The following is a 15834-nucleotide window of genomic DNA, read 5'->3' on the forward strand; positions in this document are numbered from 1 at the left end:
ATAGAATCTATGGAATTATCGAAACACATGTCAATAGAAAAATTATTTCAGTAGATATTGAGATCAAAGCGTTAACGGTGCCATTAGATCGTCTGCCCGCAAAATTACTCTTCCCGCAGAACTTCCAGCGGTTTCTGCCCAAGAATTCGATGACTTGCGGCCCATCCAGTTGCAACCGTCAGGGCTCCCGTTCCTATGAGCGCGGCCAGCGACCAGCCCCACTGCCAATGGAATACCACGTTCATCCGATGCAGCATCACTCGGGCAATCAGGTTAGCAAAGGTAATACCAACAACCCCAGCCACCAGTCCCAGCACCGCAAACTCAATCGAAAAAATAGTCGCAATCCGCCGCCGCGTCGCCCCCAGCGTCTTCAGCACCACTACTTCTCTTATCCTGCGATACCGTGTGCCTGCAATGCTGCTCGCCAGAATGATGATTCCCGCAAAGATCGAGAACGCCGCCAGAAACTGAATCACATAGGTAATCTGAATCACCACAGACCGCACTGTCTCAAGCGCCTGCGCCACATTGATCACCGTCACCGTCGGATAGGCGTTATACAGCGCCCGCTGCAACTCTCCCACACGCGCCGGATCGGCATGAACGCCGCCATACCAGACGACTGGCAGCCCAGCGAGGGCAGCCGGCGGCAGGATAAACGCAGCGCGTGAGTAAGCATGTTGCCCATCCGACTTCGTCAGTGCGACTACCGTTGCAGTAAAGCGCGAGTCCTGCGCGGCAAACGTAATATGCGATCCAACCTTTACGCCAAGCCGCTCGGCGTCACGCTGGTTCACCGCCACTACCGGCGATTTCTCTCCCGCCTGCCACCACTTCCCTGCAACAGCGCTCGTACCTGGCGGCGCGGCCACGGCCCAGGTCAGAGAGATCGATTGCAGCATCCGCTTGGGAAAGTTCTTCAGCTTCGCCTGGTCTGCCGGCACTCCGTCAATATCAACAACGCGCGAAGACACCACGGGCAGCATCTCAGGCGGAACAGTCACGCTAGGCTGCGCCTTAATCAGCGCTCGTACCCCATCAATCTCATTCGGCGTAATGTCCACCAGAAAAACATTCGGCAGATTCGGAGCACTGGTGATGTGCAGTTCGCGCACGACTGCCTGCTGCACAAAATATACCGTCATGATCTGCATCACGCCCAACCCAAGCGCCGCCAATAATGCAGCCGAAGGGTTCCCCGGACGATAGAGATTCGCCAGCCCATGCCGCATCGCCGATGGCAGGCTCAACCGTGTCCGCCCCAGAAACTGCTTCAACCCTGCAAGCACCAGAGCCGAAGCTCCCAGTAAAACCGCAAGCACAGTCACCAGTCCCAGGGAAAAAACTCCACCTATCATCGCCGAATCGCTAAGCGTCGCTGCAATCGCCGCCAATCCTGCAAGAATAAGAACAGCAGCTCCAATCTGCGCGCCATTCTTCCGCAGTTTGCGAAAGACCGCGGTGACAAACGGGTCATCACTCTCTTCCACCGCCCTCCGAAGAATCAAAACCGGACGGACGCCACGAATATCCAGCAGCGGAGGCAGAGTAAATAGCAGCGTCGTCAGCACCCCCACGCCGAGGCCGGTCAACACCGTCTTCCACTGGATATGGATCTGGGTCTGCATATGGAGCAGCCCCGCCAGCAGGCGTGGAAATGCCATCTGCACCCCCACCCCGAGCGCGACGCCCAGCACTCCCCCTAGCAGCCCAAGCAATAGTGTCTGCAGCAGGTAAATTTTCATGATCTGTCCGGAGCTCGCGCCCAGCGACTTCATGATCGCAATCGTGTCCAGCCGTTGTTGCAGGTGCGCGCGCATCGCCATGCCGACGCCAATCGCCCCCAGCACCAGCGCCACCAGGCTCATCAGAGAAAGCAGACTCGTCGCCCGGTCCAGCCCCTGCGTCAGTGCTGGATTCGTCTCGCGATAGTCGATCACCCGGGCCTCCGGTAGCAGCTTCTCCAGGCGATCTCTCAACGCCGCAACCTTTGAATCCGGCATCGCACTTCCGTCCCGAGGCGCGGGCAGCTTGAAGAGAAATCTCTGCCCTGCGTGGCTCCCCGGCGCGAGTAGCCCGCTCGAATCAAGCCCTTCGCGCGAGATGAGCACGCGAGGCCCAGCCGCAAAGTTCCCCGACAACCTGTCAGGCTCGTTGACCACAACTGAAGCAATGCGAAACAGTTTGTTCCCAATCTTCAGCTGATCTCCCACTTTCAGGTGCAGCCGCACCAGCAGGTCATCAGCCACCGCCACACTATCCTTTGTCAAAGCACTCTTCAGCGGAGCCGCCGGCGCCAGATCCACCGTCCCGTAAAACGGATACATCGCGGGATCGACAGACTTCAGCGAAACCAACAGAGGATCGAGTGTCTTCGGCGAACTCGCCATCGACAGCAGTTCCGTCACAGGCGTCATCTCCACGCCGTCGGCCGCAATCTCGTCCAGTCCCTTCTGCTCATCCGGCGTTGGCTGCTCAAACATCCGCGCCGAAACATCCGCCGCCATAATGCTCCGCGCGCGCGTCAGCAGCGTCGCCCGAAACGACGAAGAAAATCCACGCACCCCCGTCAGCGCCGCCACTCCAATGGCAACCGACAGAATCACAAAGAAGAATTTCCCCAACGACGAGCGCATCTCGCGGGCGGCAATCTTGGCAGCAGATCGATACGAAAGCCTCGCCATAGCTACTCCATCACCGCGGAGCCCTGCACTGAAGAGCCCTGCCGATCTTCGGCATCTCCACTCATCTCATCGGAGACAATCAACCCATCCCGCAACGTAATCCGCCGGTCGGCATAAGCAGCCAGCACGGGATCATGCGTCACCAGCACCAGCGTCGTCCCTTCCTTCTTATTTAGATTCAGCAGCAGCTCCAGCACATGCGCACCATTCGTACTGTCCAGATTTCCCGTAGGCTCATCCGCCAGCACAATCGGAGGCCGCAGAATAAACGCACGCGCCAGCGCTACTCTCTGCTGCTCGCCGCCAGAAAGCTGCACCGGATAGTGTCCCACCCTATCTCCCAGGCCCACACTGGCCAGCAACTCTCGTGCACGCGCCAATCCATCCTGCGTGTCACCCGCATTCAACTCATAAGGCAGCAGAACATTCTCAAGCGCGGTCAGCGTGGGAATTAATTGGTACGACTGAAAGACGAACCCAATCGTCTTTCCCCGAACCTGAGCCAGCCTGTCCTCCGGGAGATAGCTGATCGCGACTCCATTCAGCCGCACATCACCGGAGCTGGGCGTATCCAGCCCCGCAAGCAACCCGAGCAGTGTCGACTTGCCGCTCCCCGACGCTCCCATAATCGCGGCAAACTGTCCCTGCGGAATCGTAAAGTCGAGGCCCTTCAAAATGTCGACCGTCCGCGCCCCATTGCGAATCGACTTACGCAGCCCTTCAACCTCAATCATCAGAGCAGTGCTGGCTTCCGTAGCATTCACCTGGCTTCGCTCCTCCTGATAACGTTGTACGTATGCGGCAGATTCAAACTGTACTTATAGTAGCGGGTGTCACCATCGGCATGTTCGGATGCAAGTCAAACTCTTCCTCGCCGTCATCCTCCCCCGTCAGCTCAACCCCCATCGCCCAGCCGCAACTTGCATCCGTTACACCGCTGCCAGCAACAAAACCGGACAATCGTCCCGTGCTGGTCTGCTTCGGCGACAGCCTCACCGCAGGCTACGGGGCCGACCCCGGCCAGAGTTATCCCGACTACCTGCAGGCCGATCTCGACGCTCGCGGCTATCACTACCGCGTCGTCAACGAAGGTATCAGCGGTAACACCACGAAAGACGGCGTCGAGCGTCTCGGCACCATCCTCGCGCTCAAGCCAACCGTCATCGTCGTCGAGTTGGGGGGCAACGACGGTCTCCGTGGCCTGCCCATCGAGGACTCACGCGCCAATTTGGATAAAATCATCACGACGCTCAAAGCCAGTGGCGCAAAGATAGCACTCGCCGGAATCACTCTCCCGCCAGACTACGGCCCCGACTACATCAAGCAGTTCGACGAGACCTACACTCTACTGGCAAAGAAGCACCACATCCCGATGCTTCCATTTCTGTTACAAGGCGTCTACGGCGTCAATGGCATGATGCAAACCGACCAGACCCACGCCACCGCAGCCGGAAACGAGATCATAGCCAAAAACGTCCTACCCCTTGTCTTGCCTCTTTTGAAAAAGAAGCAGCCTTAGTAGTTCTCTGTTCCTAAATCGGTATCCTGGGTGCAAATCGGTGGGAGCCTTTCGCTTACCCCATCACGACAATCGGCTGCATCAGCGTCCCCGCCACGCGCCGTGTGATCGCCAGCAAATCCGTCGGGCTGGTAAACACCTTCACCAGCGAAGCCTGCGAAAACTCCGGCAGGTTCACCTGCATCCCATTGCGCAACCGTCCCGCCATCTGCGCATCCACCGTCACCGCCGGCATCTCGGGCAGCAGCGTCCGCGGATGCGGCAACAAAGCCTCAATCTCTTCAGGCCCGGCAGCTTGCTTCAATTGCTCCACCGTCACCGCTTCATTCAGCGAAAACATCCCGGCCCGGGTGCGTCGCAGCGAAGCAAGGTGCGCTCCGCAACCCGCAAGCTGACCCAACTCATGCGCCACCGACCGGACGTACCCTCCCGCCGAGACATGCATCTCAAATGCAGCCACGTCCCCCTGCAACTCCAACAACTTGAAGTCATGGATCGTAATTCGCGCAGGCTTCACCGCAACCTCGACCCCAGCCCGAGCCAGCTTATGCGCCGCAACGCCATTGATCTTCTTGGCCGAATAAATTGGAGGAACCTGATCGATCTCGCCATGAAACCTACGGCTCAACTCGCGAAGCTCCGCAAGCGAGCAAGTCAGCGCCTTAGGATCAGCAGCCGGAGTGCCCTCGGCGTCAAAGGTGTCGGTCGCAAAACCAAAGCGGATCGATCCCTCATAATACTTCTCCGCCTGTCCGAAAAACTGCGCCAGCCGAGTGTACTTGCCCAACAACAGAGGCAAAACCCCAGTAGCCATCGGGTCAAGCGTACCAAGATGTCCGATAGACTTCTCGCCGGTGGCCCGGCGAACTATAGCCACAACGTCATGCGATGTAAGCCCCGAAGGCTTATCCAATACCAGAAGACCGTTCATTTCATCTTCTAGTCTATTTGCTAAAGCTCGCTTCCAGACCGCCGCACCAACGACAAAAACTCATTCCGCGTCTGAAGCTGCGTCTTAAACACGCCCAGCATCGCCGACGTCACCGTAGACGAGTGCTGCTTCTCCACACCACGCATCATCATGCACAGGTGCTGCGCCTCCAGGATCACCGCAACCCCCTGCGGATTGATCGCCTCCTGAATGGCCTCTCCTACTTGCCGCGTAAGCCGCTCCTGAACCTGAAGCCGCCGCGAAAAGACGTCCACCAGCCGCGGAATCTTGCTCAACCCAATGACCTTGCCGTTGGGAATATAAGCAATATGCGCCTTGCCAAAAAACGGCAGCAAATGATGCTCGCACTGCGAGAAGAACTCGATGTCCTTCACGATGACCATCTCGTCATAGTCCACATCGAACAGCGCATCGTGCAGAACCTTGGTGACATCCATCGCATAGCCCTTCGTCAAAAAGGCTATCGACTTCTCCATACGCTCTGGCGTTCGCAACAATCCGTCACGGTCAGGATCTTCCCCCATGCGGCGCAACAGCTCGCGATACAGCTCCTGCGTTGAAGCAGTCTCAAGCAAAACGGAATCAATTGTGGCGGACGTGCCTGCCATAGTGAACCTTCCTTTTAGATAAAACCGGGATCTACATTACCCGCATAGTCGAAGGAGTTATTGTTCGTCTCTTCAACATGCACCCGCTCCAGATGGGCAGCGGTAAAGCCACAAAAGATGCGATAAACCTCAATACTTAGATTCTCCGTCGTCGAGACCGATTCGCGAAAGCACTCCAGCGTGTTCAGATTCACATGGTCAAACCGATCCAGCAGATTTGTTTGCGCAAACGCATCCAGGTCGGCCAGATTGCAGACCATCCCCGTTGCCGGATCGACCTCACCGCTCACCGTCACCTGCACGGTGTAGTTATGCCCATGCCCGTGCGGATTGTTGCACTTGCCAAACACAACCCTGTTCCGTTCCGCGTCGAAAGCATCGCTATGCAGCCGATGCGAGGCCGGAAAATGATATCGCCGTGAAAGATGTGCTTTCATCGCTCACCGTAGTAATCCGCAAATAGATCGGCCATCTCATACACCCGAACCCTGTGCAGCTTTGCGTTTGGAATCTTGCCATCCAGCCGCTGCCAAATCGCAATGGCGATGTTCTCTGTCGTTGGAATCGCCTTCGCAAACTCCGGCACTTCAAGATTCAAATGCCGATGGTCATACACGCTGACCACCTCACGCTCCAAAATATCTTTCAATTGTTTCAGATCGACCACAAACCCAGACACCGGATCGATCTCGCCGGCAACCGTCACTTCCAGCGTGTAATTGTGCCCGTGGCCATTACGGTTCGCGCACTTCCCAAAGACCCGCAGATTCTCCTCGGCGGACCACGCATCATTCCAATAGAAATGTGCGGAAGAAAACTCGGCTTTACGTGTCAGCAATATCATCGTTGCTCTTTCTATTAGACGCCCCGCACAGCCACGCGGATACAAACCTCAATCATATCCGCGATAAAGCCGACGCTATCGATTGCTACACGCCGCCATACCGCCGTCCCTTCCAGACAACCGACTTCTTCACCCGATGATCCACCACACTCCGCACCAGCAGATAAACAAACAGCGGAACCCCAAGTATCGAAATCACCAAATCAGATGCAGGAAAATGCGACCGCGCTACCCGCGAATAAAACCGCCAAAGTGTCCGCAGCCAAATCACCCAGATCACGCCTCGCTGCCACGGCTGCAGCCAGTACATCCCAACCGCCAACCCCGGCAGCCCAAAAAAAAGCAACACATCCAGCACCCGCCAAGCCGCCAGGTAGAGCGGACGCGGAAACAGCAGCGCAAGATTCTTCGTCCACCCCTCGACCATCTCCGCCGTACTGCGATACATCCGCGTCGCCAGCGCATCCGGCGCATAGCGAAATCGTATCGTCCGCTCCCCGCTCTTGATATTGCGCGCCAGCGCCACATCTTCGAGCACCGTCCCTCCCAGCGCATGATGTCCGCCCACCAGAAAATACGCATCCCGCTCCACCAGCAGAAACTGCCCATTCGCCGCCGCCACGCTCCGCCCAGGATCATTCACCTGCTTCATCGGATAGACACTGGCCAGCTCCGAAAATACTAGCGGCATCACCGCCCGCTGCCAGAAGCCTGTCACAATTTGCCGCGGCGAATACGACAGCAGCGTCGCCTTATACTTCTCCATCTCAAACAGCGCGCGCGAAAGATTCCCGGGTTCATGCACAGTATCAGCATCGGTAAACAGCAGCCGCCGCCCCCGTGCAACCCGCGCTCCGGCCCAGCAAGCATTCGACTTACCCGAAAGCGCACCCGTCCCGCTCAAATCCAGCAGCGGAGCATCCATCACCAACACGCCATCATGGGCAGCCGCAACTCCCTCCGCAATCGCCCGCGTGCCATCCACGGAGTCATCATTGACAACAATCAGCTCCCACTGCACCCCCAGCTCAAATCCCACCTCCGACTGATTCACTAGCGATGCCAGGCACGCGGCCAGCACGCTCTCTTCGTTACGCGCAGGTACGATCACCGACAGCGCAAGCTCATCAACCACAGTTCTCGACTCGGGGGAAAGCTCACTTGGGTTCACGACTTTGTATTATAGGAAGCGGAGCGTAATGTGCGTAAAGTCTGGGCCGGTGTAGTCCTCGCAATGTTACTGGTCGCCGGGTGCGACCGCGGAAGCCATCCCCACCAGATCGGCACAGTAGCGCCGGAATTCACCGTAAGCGATGGCGTCCAGACCATCGACCTCAGCAAGTACCGTGGCCATACTGTCATCCTCAACCTGTGGGCCACCTGGTGTCCCCCATGCATCATCGAGCTTCCCAGCCTCATCCAGCTCCATCACCAGATGCCCGATGTCGACATCATCGCCATCAGCCAGGACGAAGACGACGCCGTTTACCGTCGCTTCCTCGTCCAGCACAACATTGACTTTCTCACCGTTCGCGACCCCACTACCCGCATCAACCGCCTCTACGGGACCAAACAGATTCCAGAGAGCTATGTCATCGACAAGAATGGCATGATTCGCCGCAAATTCGTCTCGGCCCAGGACTGGACCAGCCCCGAGATCATGTCCTACCTGAAAAAGCTCTAATCACCAGGGTCATGCGACCATAGTCATCGCTTCGGCGCGAAGTATTCACGGATATCGATGGCCCTCATCCCGGCCCTGCGAGCACCTTCCAACCCCTCATCGGAGTCCTCAAACACCACGCAACTGGCAGCCGCAACTCCCATCCTTCGCGCTGCCTCCAGAAAGACATCCGGAGCCGGCTTACCCCGCTCCACATCCTCTGCCGCAACAATCAAGTCAAACAGCGTCCGCAGTTTTGTAACCGTCAGGCTAGCCTCGACATTCTCCCTGCGCCCATTCGAGGCAACCGCCATCGGCACCCGCCCCTGCCACTCGCGAGCGATCTCTGCAATTACCGTGACCTCCCGCAAACACTCTAACTCTGCCTGAAACGCCACTGTATACCGCGCAAAGATGTCCTCGCGCGGCACCGACGTCCCGAGCAGCGCCTCATAGTCATCCATCAGCGCATCCGGGGTCAGCCCGCCACGCGGGTAGTACCACTCCTTCGCCATCGTCAGCCCATGCGCGTCCAGCCCCACCCGAAGCGCCGCCAAATGCGCAGGGGCCGTATCCACCAGCGTCCCGTCGCAATCGAAGATCAGTCCCGCAAACGTACCCTCAACCAGAGAAATCCCCATATATTCGATTCTACGTACCCCGCGCCGCTGCTATCATCGATGCATGACCCAGCTTGACGTCCTGTACCGCTACGGAGCGCCTCCCACCGAGGCTGCAACCCTTGCCATCGCCAAAATCCGCGAAGTCTACGGAGTTCGCCGCATCGAGCTCCGCGAAGCTGAAAAGACCGTCCGCATAGAGTACGACGCCACCCGCCTGACCGAGCCGGTCATCCACCAGCTTCTCCGCCGCGCCGGCCTCGATATCGTAGAAACCATGCCCATGTTCGCGCCTCCGCTTCCCGAGCCCGAGCCTGCAGCAGCGGTATAGTTGCACCATGCGCCCGTAGCTCATCTGGATAGAGCATCTGGCTTCGAACCAGAGGGTAGGGAGTTCGAATCTCTCCGGGCGCACCATTATTCATTTTCCCCCCAAAAAAATTCCCAACCGATTGAAAATACTGCCTCTCGATGACCTCGACCTCCTCGGCGAGTTGTGGCCTACAAACTCCTCCCAATTGAGTGAGTTCCTCTTCTGAAATTGGGTTTAGACATAAAGCAAAATTTGCGCGCTCCAATTTTTCAACAACTTACGAGCCCCGTAATGCTGATGCGAAGACTCTATAAGCCTAAATTTTCACCCAGTCTTGACGAATCGCGCTAAAGTTTCAACAAGTAATATCGAAGGGGCATTGCTCTGGACCGCGCTCTACGTCGTGAGAATCCTTCAAGTAGCGAACGCTCCGTGGCTTTACCTGCGGAACTAAGGATTACCTGACTATTGGATTGGGAGCTTTGGGATGGAAGAAGCATGAAGCGTTGCCACATCAACGGATGGGGTCCGCGGTGAGTGTGCAGTCTCTATTCCCGATAATTCTTGCGTTGGCCATCAGTCCCGGCAGCCTGGCGGGCCAGAATGCCGCATCGCGCCCGACCACGAACTCAGTTATCGACTCACATCTCGCAGCAGCGCAAGAGGCGCAACATAGTCAGGACTACAGCACAGCCGAGCGGGAATATAAAGCTGTGCTTGCCGTAGTACCTGATTTTGCCCAGGTTCACCTGAACCTGGGTCTTATCTACCAACTCGAGAATCGGACCCCTGAGGCAATGACGGAGTTTCATCGAGCGCTCAAGATAAAGCCAGGGCTTGCCGCCGCCAATTTGATGCTGGGGGTTGACTACTGCAAGATGGGCGAGGGTACCAGAGCAATCCCCTACCTCACTGCCGCCGTCAACCAAGACCCAACTCGGCCAGAGTCCTGGTCATGGCTGGCAGCAGCGCACGAAATGTCTGGTGATGTAAAGGCTGAACTCGTAACGGTCAAGCATGCACTGAAGCTTCAGCCGCAAAACGTTGATCTACTCTACCTCCTGGGCCACACTTACGAACAGTTAGGAAAAGCAGAGGTCGAACGGATGCAGGCAGCGGACCCCGGCTCCTTCCGTGCCGAGCAGTTGCTGGCTGAGGGCTATGCGACGAGTAGCGAGTGGCCCTCCGCAGTCATTCATTTTCAAAATGCCTTAGCTGCTTCACCTAACCAGCCGGGGCTTCACGTCGAACTCGGCGAAGTGCTCTTGCGAGCCGGAAAGCTGGAGCGGGCAGGCCGGGAATTTAACGAAGAATTGCAGATCAATCCTCACAGTGTGCGCGCAATCGTTCGTCGCGGAGAAGCAAAGCTGCTTGAAGGCGACCTTGACGGCTCTCTTCAGGATTGGTCGCAAGCGATCGAGATAGATCCGCTCTATGCCGCGCGAGTCCTTGGAATAGGTGACGCGGAATCGGGTGATTCTGCCTTCGAGCAGCTTCCTGCCGAGTCTCTCCAAAAAATCGAGCAGCTTGTGCCCGAGTTGCAAAACCGAAATAGCGCCGCTGCCCAATTTGCGCTCGCATATCTTGCGGCACAACGCGGCCAGGTTCTTCCAGCGACGGGGGATCCAGCCCATACGAACCCACCCCTCGCTACCTGCTCCGAAAGCGAAGCACGCCGTGCTCTCAACTCCGGACGATTATCCAGCCTCGCGCCTTGCGGCTCGCGCGTCTTGACCGCGACGTCCTCTGAAGATTTTCGCATTCAAATGGCGGCCGCTTTATTTGAGCTCGGAGATTACGAGACGTCGATGAAGATGCTGGATGGCTTGCCGGCAGGTGGGCGGCATCTCTCCGAAGTCGCTTATTGGCGCGCCCGCTGCTATGAAAAGCTGGCCACCGCAGCTTATCTCAAACTCTACCAGGCGGACCCAAACTCCTATCGCTTGCATCAACTGATGGGTGATCTTGCGGCTACGAGGGGCGACGACAAAAAGGCCATTGAGGAATATCGCGCTTCCCTTGCGTTGAAGCCCTCCGCGCCGGGCTTACATTACAGTTTGGGGCATCTCCTTTGGAAGAATCTTGATGTCAGTGGAGCGCGCGTAGAACTTGAGGCTGAGTTAGCGATTAATCCACGCCACGTTGAGGCGCTTCACGACCTGGGCGATACCTATCTCCTGGAGCGCCAACCGGAGAAAGCTCTCACTTATCTGAACCGCGCATTTACAGCGGGTGGAGACACCTCGGATATTCATCGTGACTTGGGCACTGCTTACGCCGATCTGGGTAACAACAGCAAGGCAGAAGCCGAATTTAACATTGCGTTGCCTGGCGATCACGATGGTTCAGTCCATTTCAAATTGGGCAGAGTGTACCAGGCTTTGGGCGAGAAGGAGAAGGCAGCGCATGAGTTTGCAATCTCGGCGAATCTCAATCGGGAATCCCACACTAAGCTTGAGAAGCAAACCCCCCGCTTAACTGAGATTGAAAAGTAATCTCGATATTCCAACCTGGCAAGCGGTAGCAACAAGCCAGCTCAGCGCAAGCAAATATATGCAAAACTACCCGGGAGACAGCGGCGAATGAAGATGCGAAAACAGAACAGCGTTCTTTATTCCCCACGCCGGCATCCCAGACTTACATGCCGATTCTTTGCTCTTGTTTTGTGCTCGTCTTTTGGTGTCCTGTTTTCTTTGCGACCCGCTGAAGGTCTTCTGGCTAATCCCCCCGTACATCTACCCGCTTCCTACCTGGCTGTACAGGAGGACGCATTTCAAAAAGGCCTGATTGCACTCAAAGAAAATCGTCTCCAGACGGCGCTCGATGAGTTCGCCACCGCTGAACGTGAACGACCGGACAACGCCCTGGCGCGCAACTTCCGCGGAATCGTACTTGCCCGCTTAGGCCGAAACATCGAGGCTGCCGATGAGTATCGCGAGGCAATACGAATCGATCCCCAGATGGAAGCTGCTTACAGAAACCTGGGATTTCTCTACTGGACCGAGCAGCAGTTAGATCGTGCGCGTGAAGAATTGAAGCACGCAGTGGAACTGTCGCCCGATGATTCGTTTGCCCATTACTATCTCGGCAGAGTACAACTCGATGCCCAACTCTATGTGGATGCCTTCGCGGAGTTCCATCAATCTGGAATGTCATTACCTGACGACCCTGACTTTCTGATCGCAGCTGCAACCGGATATCTTGCTATTGGGCAACAAGAAGAGGCTCGAAAAATAATTAATCGTCTCGCAATCCAACCGCTCAGTGCTGTGCAGGACCTACGCATCGCTTCTCTTCTTCTCGCCGTTCACGAAAATGACACAGCCATTCATCTTCTGGAGCAATTGAGTAACACCACGCCGCATGACCGTGCTTCAGGGGTTAATTTCGATTTAGCTTTGGCTTACCTTCTGGCTGGACGCTACCAGCAAGCCATCGACCAGGCTCAGCCCTGCACTGACGCCGTCCACCAAGCCTCTGCGCCAAGCCGCGCTGCGCAGGCGTGGTCTCTTATCGGCATAGCCTATGCTCGCCTCGGCAATGCCGAACTGGCAGTGAACGCTCTCCGCCATGCAGCCATACTGGCTCCGACGCAGGAGGAGCATTGGCTCAATTTGACGCGCGAACTGATGGAACTGAGCCAATACGCTAATGCGATCTCAGCCACTCATGAGGGACTTACTTTCAACCCCAAGTCCTACTCCTTGAACCTACGCCTCGGAGCAGCCAACCTGGCGGCAGGCCACTATGACGAGGCGGGCGAAGTTTTTCGCACCCTCGTCGCTGCCGGCGATCCTTTGCCGACCAGCTATATAGGACTGGCCCAGGTCCTGCTCCGCACCGGCCATGCAGAGGAGGCCGTTACCGAACTGGCCGACGCACGGAAAAAATTAGGCCCGAGCTTTCTCATCAGTTATTTCCAAGGCCTGGCGCTCGATCGCACCGGCAAGTTATTGGAAGCCATTTCTGCCTTTCAGGAAGCTGTGCAGCAGAATCCGGACAGCGCAGAAGCTCACCTGGGACTGGGAAAGACCGAGCTTGTGCAAGGCCGCGTAAGTGATGCCATCGTTCAACTCGAAGAAGCGCTTCGTCTCAGTCCCGGCAACGTGCAGGCGCTGCGACTTCTCAGTCAGGCATACCGGAGGGCCGGGGAAAAAAAAAGCAGCGCAAAGTACGCAGAAGCACCCGCGGCAGCGCCAGTTGCCAACGGAGATCTGGTAGGCGACTTCTTGTTGCCGCCGTGGCAAAATCCTCAGGTAAAGAACATTCCGTAAACCAGACCGCTCGATGCAGGGTATAAGGTGCAGCTAATATTCAGCTACCAACTTACGGATTGCTCCTCCAGGAACCTGCAGGGTCTCAGAGATAGGCTTTCCATTTTCACTTAGACGAACGTTGCTACCTCCCGCCGGCGGAATACTGATCGTTGCGGTTCGCACCTCAGCACCAGGGTTGTACAAAATGAAATTTAGCTGGCGCGGCGGAAATGTTTTCGCATCATTGATGTCGAGAAGATCCAGGTTAACAAGCATTAACTCGCGCTCGCTGACGTGCCCGAGAGCTTCAAACATTAGATACATCCACAGCGATTCACCGGCACCGTATATTTCCTTGCCCACGGTGCCTGTCTGCCCGTTTAGTTCCAGAGTACCCAGGTTTTCAAACGGAATGAATGGCGCGACATTGCGCTGTTGATTGCCCGAGCAGTTCTCAAAGAAATAGAAATTGTTGCGCCGTTGTTGATCCATGAAGCGCAGCAGGCCCTCCGGAATAATTCCACGCTTCATTATTCCCGTCCACGGCAGAATCGCTTCTACATTCTCTTTGAATGCGGGATATAAGATCGATGCCGCAGCCTGAACCATGCCGCGAACTTCGTGTTTTTTTTGGCTTGGGTCGGAATACCAATAAAACATGCGGAGTTCTTCAGAAAGCAGATACATCGCCTCATCGTGCATTCCCAACTCCGCAGCCGCAAGCGCGCCGTAGGCGAGTTCCTGAGGCTCATGAAAAAGGCGATCTGAAGGAACGGTATATAGAACCTGGATGGCCCGCCGGGCGTCGTCGCGGTACTTGTCATCGCCGGTTAGCCTGCTGGCCAAAATCGCTGCCCACGCATAAAGCCCCCCAATGGCATAGTTTGTTCCCGCGCCTTCGGCGCGAAGAGTGGAAACCTGGTAGTAGATCGGGAAAAGATAGTCATACTTATCGGCCATAGTGTGCGCGGTGTTGAAGACGTCCAGAAAATGATCTGTAATTTCCTTTGACCCGACCAGAGTTCCAATCATGGGATACTTCACAAGCCCGTTCTCGAATGGATACCAGGAGTCCGCCCGTTCATGCGGTGGCCGCACAAAATCATTGCTCAGGCTATGCGTGTCCGCATGGTAGAAACCCGGAAGGCTAGCGACAAGCTGATTACATTCAGCGGCAAAACCGGGCGACGGATGAAGCCTCAAATAGAGCAGCGATGGCCACAGGACGTCAGCCACACTCATCAACTCAAAGTTATCAGCGGTTTGTTTCCATATCTGCGAGCTTGCTGGGACGTAGGCACGCAGTCCAGTGTGCCCATCGACGGCAACCTGTGACGAGCTTCCCTGCAGATCGGAAACCGTACCTGCTGCGAAATCCTTCCAACTGGTCGCGCAGGGAGGCCATGCGAGTCTTTCCTCAAAGAGTGGAAGCAGGGCCTGCGTCCATCGTGTCACCGCCTCCTGCTCCGTCAACAGGTCGGTGACAGCCCGCTGCAGCAAGAAATAAGTGAACCGTACCTCGCCCGCAGGAAGCATGTTGCCGGTTGCCTGCGTGGCGATTAATCCAACACCGAGCCGTTGTGTTCCATCGCGCTCGATGTGCGAAATACTCGAACAGCGATAGACCAGGAACCGTGGCAGATTTTCCGTCGACATCCAGCTCATATCGTCAACATCGAAATACATCATCGTCTCGATGCCCAGATTTTGATCCAGCAGATAGAGTGCGGGAAGATCGTTGCCGTAGGTGCCGAGAGAGTTTCGTGTCGGCTGCTCCAGCAGCACGCGTCTCCAACTTCCTGACTGTCCTTCCATGAGAGTGGACGTTGAACTCAACCAGATGATGATCTGCGGCTCTATGCCGCTTTGTTCTTGCAATTTTATCGGCGCGGGCAGGTGGAGGGCGGTTCGAAATCGAAACCAGGGCTCGCCGCCTCCAGCGCCCAAAGCATGGATTTCCGTATTCCAGCCATATTCCACTTGCTTGCCGTTGAGCCCTTCGGCAGCACCCGTCCCTTCCAGCATCACTTTAAAACCCTGATGTTTGGCATGTGAGGTCTTGAACAGAAATGACGCACCCGTCACCAGGCTGCTTGCCAGTGTGGCCGGCTTCCACTCGTTCCCTACGCGCAGAAAGTTTTGAAACGTGGGGGAAGCATCGGTTGTTGTTATTCGAAGCTGCTGATCTCCGTTTTCCAGAACAGTGGAGGTAACGGGACCTTCCGTGCCAACTCGTGCGAAAGCGGCTGCCCTGCCAAACTTCGCATACGCCGGCGAGGCACTTGCCGCCGTTGCCATCAGCGTTTTGACAAAGAACCGGCGATTAAGAAAAGTCATCGTGGAACTCTCGCTGAGGACAAGTCATTGGGCCG

Annotated in this window: 14 protein-coding genes and 1 tRNA gene; 6 read left to right on the forward strand and 9 right to left on the reverse strand. The window is 56.4% G+C overall.

Annotated features, from left to right (window positions below):
• Positions 1–104: 104 nt before the first annotated feature.
• The gene (locus P4G45_RS11515) at positions 105–2687 is read right to left on the reverse strand and encodes an FtsX-like permease family protein (RefSeq protein ID WP_348266622.1); all 2583 of its coding nucleotides are present in this window, start codon (positions 2685–2687) and stop codon (positions 105–107) included.
• 2 nt (positions 2688–2689) lie between these two features.
• A complete protein-coding gene (locus P4G45_RS11520; protein ID WP_348269253.1) occupies positions 2690–3421 on the reverse strand; it encodes an ABC transporter ATP-binding protein in 732 nt (243 codons plus the stop codon).
• A 62-nt stretch (positions 3422–3483) separates the two neighbouring features.
• Here P4G45_RS11520 and P4G45_RS11525 point away from each other — a divergent pair, with 62 nt between their 5' ends.
• Positions 3484–4206 carry an arylesterase gene (locus tag P4G45_RS11525; protein WP_348266623.1) on the forward strand — a complete coding sequence of 241 codons (723 nt, stop codon included), beginning with the start codon at positions 3484–3486 and terminating at the stop codon, positions 4204–4206.
• Between the two features lie 55 nt (positions 4207–4261).
• Here P4G45_RS11525 and truB read toward each other — a convergent pair whose 3' ends face one another.
• The 5 genes from truB to P4G45_RS11550 all read right to left on the reverse strand — a co-directional run bounded on the left by truB (position 4262) and on the right by P4G45_RS11550 (position 7745).
• Positions 4262–5137 (reverse strand): tRNA pseudouridine(55) synthase TruB, encoded by an 876-nt coding sequence (gene truB / locus P4G45_RS11530; RefSeq protein ID WP_348266624.1) that lies wholly within the window; start codon positions 5135–5137, stop codon positions 4262–4264.
• Positions 5138–5157: 20 nt separating this feature from the next.
• Complete coding sequence (gene folE / locus P4G45_RS11535; RefSeq protein ID WP_348266625.1) at positions 5158–5766, reverse strand: GTP cyclohydrolase I FolE; 609 nt, start codon at positions 5764–5766, stop codon at positions 5158–5160.
• Between the two features lie 14 nt (positions 5767–5780).
• Positions 5781–6203 carry a 6-carboxytetrahydropterin synthase gene (locus tag P4G45_RS11540; RefSeq protein WP_348266626.1) on the reverse strand — a complete coding sequence of 141 codons (423 nt, stop codon included), beginning with the start codon at positions 6201–6203 and terminating at the stop codon, positions 5781–5783.
• On the reverse strand, positions 6200–6610 hold the full coding sequence (locus tag P4G45_RS11545) for a 6-carboxytetrahydropterin synthase (RefSeq protein WP_348266627.1): 411 nt from the start codon (positions 6608–6610) through the stop codon (positions 6200–6202). The genes P4G45_RS11540 and P4G45_RS11545 overlap by 4 nt, the downstream gene beginning before the upstream one ends.
• Before the next feature lie 85 nt (positions 6611–6695).
• Positions 6696–7745 (reverse strand): glycosyltransferase family 2 protein, encoded by a 1050-nt coding sequence (locus P4G45_RS11550; RefSeq protein ID WP_348266628.1) that lies wholly within the window; start codon positions 7743–7745, stop codon positions 6696–6698.
• A gap of 66 nt (positions 7746–7811) precedes the next feature.
• Here P4G45_RS11550 and P4G45_RS11555 point away from each other — a divergent pair, with 66 nt between their 5' ends.
• Positions 7812–8294, forward strand: coding sequence for a TlpA disulfide reductase family protein (locus tag P4G45_RS11555; RefSeq protein ID WP_348266629.1), 483 nt, complete (start codon positions 7812–7814; stop codon positions 8292–8294).
• Positions 8295–8317: 23 nt separating this feature from the next.
• Here the strand turns inward: P4G45_RS11555 and P4G45_RS11560 are convergent, their stop codons facing one another.
• On the reverse strand, positions 8318–8914 hold the full coding sequence (locus tag P4G45_RS11560) for an HAD family phosphatase (protein WP_348266630.1): 597 nt from the start codon (positions 8912–8914) through the stop codon (positions 8318–8320).
• A 43-nt stretch (positions 8915–8957) separates the two neighbouring features.
• Between P4G45_RS11560 and P4G45_RS11565 the strand changes: the two genes are divergently transcribed.
• The 4 genes from P4G45_RS11565 to P4G45_RS11580 all read left to right on the forward strand — a co-directional run bounded on the left by P4G45_RS11565 (position 8958) and on the right by P4G45_RS11580 (position 13480).
• Positions 8958–9224 (forward strand): hypothetical protein, encoded by a 267-nt coding sequence (locus P4G45_RS11565; RefSeq protein WP_348266631.1) that lies wholly within the window; start codon positions 8958–8960, stop codon positions 9222–9224.
• Positions 9225–9233: 9 nt separating this feature from the next.
• Positions 9234–9310 (forward strand) — tRNA-Arg (locus P4G45_RS11570).
• A 435-nt stretch (positions 9311–9745) separates the two neighbouring features.
• Positions 9746–11701, forward strand: a complete 1956-nt coding sequence (locus tag P4G45_RS11575) for a tetratricopeptide repeat protein (RefSeq protein WP_348266632.1) — start codon at positions 9746–9748, stop codon at positions 11699–11701.
• Positions 11702–11899: 198 nt separating this feature from the next.
• The gene (locus tag P4G45_RS11580) at positions 11900–13480 is read left to right on the forward strand and encodes a tetratricopeptide repeat protein (protein WP_348266633.1); all 1581 of its coding nucleotides are present in this window, start codon (positions 11900–11902) and stop codon (positions 13478–13480) included.
• 33 nt (positions 13481–13513) lie between these two features.
• Here the strand turns inward: P4G45_RS11580 and P4G45_RS11585 are convergent, their stop codons facing one another.
• A complete protein-coding gene (locus P4G45_RS11585) occupies positions 13514–15799 on the reverse strand; it encodes a hypothetical protein (protein ID WP_348266634.1) in 2286 nt (761 codons plus the stop codon).
• Between the last annotated feature and the right edge of the window lie 35 nt (positions 15800–15834).

This window comes from Edaphobacter paludis (assembly GCF_039993895.1).
GTDB lineage: Bacteria > Acidobacteriota > Terriglobia > Terriglobales > Acidobacteriaceae > Edaphobacter > Edaphobacter paludis.